The organism is Actinoplanes sp. NPDC048791 (genome assembly GCF_040650095.1).
Lineage (GTDB): Bacteria > Actinomycetota > Actinomycetes > Mycobacteriales > Micromonosporaceae > Actinoplanes.
In genome coordinates this window covers 1-2,971 of record NZ_JBEZGQ010001013.1, presented here as the reverse complement: position 1 = coordinate 2,971, position 2,971 = coordinate 1, and the positions used below count along the sequence as shown (strand labels likewise).

Genomic DNA, 2,971 nt, shown 5'->3' with positions numbered 1-2,971 from the left:
CGCCAACTACATCTTCCCGGAGAAGGCCGCGACGGCGGCCGACGCGATCCGGCGTCGCCGGGCGGCCGGCGAATACGACGGGCTGGACGAGGAGACCCTGGGCGCACGGCTCACGGCCGACCTGGCCGAGGTCTGCGCCGACAAGCACCTGCGCGTCCGGACCCGGGAGACGGCGCTGCAGGACGTGCGGACCCGGAACGAGCTGGAGGCGGCCTACAAAGAGGGTCTGCGGTACGCCAACTACGGCATCGCCCGGGTCGAGCGGCTCGACGGCAACGTCGGCTACCTCGACCTCCGGCAGATCGCCGACGCCTCGGTGGGCGGCCGGGCCATCGCCGCGGCGATGGAGCTCATCGTGCACACCGAAGCCCTGATCATCGACCTGCGCAAGAACCGCGGCGGCGCGCCCAACGGCGTCACATTCTGGCTCAGCTATCTGTTCCCCGACGACGAGACGCATCTGAACGACATCTACGACGGCCCGTCCGGGCGTACCCGGCAGTTCTGGACCCTGGCCCACCTGCCCGGCGAGCGGTACCCGGACCGGCCCGTCTTCGTGCTGACCAGCGACGCCACGTTCTCGGCGGGCGAGGAGTTCTGCTACAACCTGCAGGCACTGGGCCGCGCGACGCTGATCGGGGAGACCACCCGGGGCGGCGCCCACCCCACCGAGGTCTTCCCCATCACCGCGACCGTCGAGATCACCGTGCCGCTGGCCCGCTCGGTCAACCCGGTGACCGGCGGCAACTGGGAGGGCACGGGGGTGGTGCCGGACATCGCGGTGCCGGCCGCGGCGGCGTTCGATCTCGCGTACGGCAAGGCGCTCGAACACGTGCTCACGACCTCGGCTCCGGCGTCGGTGCTGGCCGAGGCGAAGGCAGCCCTGGCGGAGGCTGCCTGAGCGGGGAGGTCAGCGGCGGCGGTGCCGTGGGGCGCTGCGTACGGTCACCGGGCGGCCGTTGAAGGTCAGCCGGAACCGGCTGCCGCGTACCCCGACCGGCACGGGCTCGACGGCGATCCGCGGACCGAACTTGGTCAGGGTGATGAGCGCACCGCCGAGCACCGCCAGCGCGATGCCCAGCCAGAGCAGGTTCAGGACGCCCATGGTCAGCCCGCCCAGGGTGAGGCCGATGCCGGTCTTGGGGAGCATGCCGGAATACACGTTTCAGTGCCTTTCGTCGATGGAAGATGGCCGCCGGAGATCAGGTGGCGACCCAGGCGCCCTTGTCGCCGCGGGCGCGCGGCCCCATGGCCCAGACGCTCCAGACCCGTTCGGCCAGCAGGATCAGCGACGGAAGCGTCCAGTACCACTGGAAGTCCACGCCGCCGAGCACCGCGAGCGACACCGCCAGCGCGACCAGATAGAAGGCGGCGACCAGCGCGGACAGCAGCTCTGCCCGGCCGGCAGCAGGGTCGCGGTCCGCCGCTGCTCACGGACATCGAGCAGGGCGCCGTAGCTGAACAGGGTGCCGGTGTCGGTGAGCACGAAGGCCCGCTCACCCATCCGCTTGGCGACCTGGCCGTACCGGTGGAACTCCATCCGTTGCAGGTAGCCCAGCACGCTCGCGCAGGGCCGGCCGGAGAAGGTCCCGCCCACGCCGCCGACCCCGGAGGTGAGGTTGCGCTCCGCCACCTCGAGGAACTCCGGTGACAGGGTGGTGTCGGCGTCCATGACCAGGACGGCCCAGTTCCACGGGTCGTCGAGGAACGGCTCCATCCGGTCCAGCGCGTAGTTGATCGCCCCGGCCTTCTTGTCCGGGTTGTGCCCCGGGTACGCCAGCACGTGCGCCCCGGCCCGCGTGGCGACCTCGGCGGTGGCGTCGGTGCAGTTGTTGGGCACCACCACGATGCGGTCCGGTGGCCGGGTCTGGCGCTGCAGCGACGCGATCGTGTCGGCGATCGCCGCCGCCTCGTTGTACGCGGGCACGACGGCCACCACGCGAAGCAGCCGCCGCCGCACGGTCACCCGCCGGGTCTGCTCACCGGCGAGCCGCGGCGCGGGGATCCGGGTGCTGCTGACGCTGTGGCGGGGACCTGCCGCAGCGGTCGTGCCGGGTCCGGGGGTCATCGGAGTTCCTTGATCCATTCAGTGGATGCGGTCGATGTGTGGCCCTCGAAACATAGGGGCACCGGCCCGGTCCGGTAATCACGCGACGGAGGTCATCCGTCCGTCGCCGGCCCGCCCCCGGACGTAGCGCCGGACCGGCATGCGCGGCGGGCCGGCGGCGTTCACGATGGCGGCGACCTGCCCGGACACGCGAAAGCCCACCCGCCCAAGGTCACGAGACCGGTGGGCGGATGGGCCGGGAAGTGCGGAGAGCGGTTAGAGCCGCGGACCCTCGCCGGGCCCGTTCGGGTCATCGGTGACGTGAATGGCAGCCTCCTCGGCGCTCGCCGCGCCGGAGTCGATGCCCGCGTCGAAGGCGACCGCGTCGCGTTCCTCGTCCGGGCCGAGGCCCTCGTCCTCGGCGAACAGCCGGCCCGAGCGCGGGTCCTGCTCCGAGCCGCGGCGGGCGATGTCGTCCTCGTCGGCGTCCGGGTCCGGATCCGCGTACGGGTCGACGTCCGGCTCCTCCTCGGCCAGCAGCTGGTCGAGCGACTCGCCCTGCCGCTGCTCGGCCGCGGTGGTGCCGAACCGGTCGGCGCCGGACCACCGGTCGGCGGCCTGGTAGCCGACGTCCAGCGGGTCACCGGCCGGGTCACCGTCGAGGGTGTCCGAGTTGTCCAGCACGCCGTCGTCCTCGACCGCGTCCCACTGGTCGTCGCTGCCGTCAGCTTGGGTCATCGTCTCTCCTGGGGTGATCTCGTACAGGCACTGCCGCGAGGCTAGACCTTGCTCGCTTCATAAAGCACCACCTGGTCCGGGTGCGTCCGGGGACTGACCACTCCGGCCAGCTCAAGGGCCGCGCCCGTCAGGATGCGGCCCGAGCGGTCGGCGCCCCACCACGCCGGCGCGACCAGGCGCGGCTCC

The 2,971-nt window shown here is 72.3% G+C and carries 5 protein-coding genes; 1 reads left to right on the top strand and 4 read right to left on the bottom strand.

The window, feature by feature from the left end; translation table 11 throughout:
- Window positions 1-901: S41 family peptidase (locus AB0C29_RS41345; protein ID WP_360832695.1), on the top strand; the 901-nt coding region annotated here is incomplete at its 5' end.
- Between the two features lie 9 nt (window positions 902-910).
- Here AB0C29_RS41345 and AB0C29_RS41340 read toward each other — a convergent pair.
- From AB0C29_RS41340 to AB0C29_RS41325, 4 genes are all read right to left on the bottom strand, one after another.
- Entirely contained in the window at window positions 911-1,150 is a 240-nt protein-coding gene (locus tag AB0C29_RS41340; RefSeq protein WP_360832692.1) for a hypothetical protein, read from the bottom strand.
- A 135-nt stretch (window positions 1,151-1,285) separates the two neighbouring features.
- A complete protein-coding gene (locus AB0C29_RS41335; protein WP_360832689.1) occupies window positions 1,286-2,068 on the bottom strand; it encodes a glycosyltransferase family 2 protein in 783 nt (260 codons plus the stop codon).
- A gap of 78 nt (window positions 2,069-2,146) precedes the next feature.
- Entirely contained in the window at window positions 2,147-2,269 is a 123-nt protein-coding gene (locus tag AB0C29_RS41330; RefSeq protein ID WP_360832686.1) for a hypothetical protein, read from the bottom strand.
- Between the two features lie 54 nt (window positions 2,270-2,323).
- The gene (locus AB0C29_RS41325) at window positions 2,324-2,785 is read right to left on the bottom strand and encodes a DUF5709 domain-containing protein (protein WP_360832683.1); all 462 of its coding nucleotides are present in this window, start codon (window positions 2,783-2,785) and stop codon (window positions 2,324-2,326) included.
- Window positions 2,786-2,971 lie beyond the last annotated feature (186 nt).

Excerpts from the sequence above, each read along its gene's own strand:
- AB0C29_RS41340 (WP_360832692.1), bottom strand. The coding sequence starts at position 1,150 with ATGCTCCCCAAGACCGGCATCGGCCTCACCCTGGGCGGGCTGACCATG.
- AB0C29_RS41335 (WP_360832689.1), bottom strand. The coding sequence starts at position 2,068 with ATGACCCCCGGACCCGGCACGACCGCTGCGGCAGGTCCCCGCCACAGC.
- AB0C29_RS41325 (WP_360832683.1), bottom strand. The coding sequence starts at position 2,785 with ATGACCCAAGCTGACGGCAGCGACGACCAGTGGGACGCGGTCGAGGAC.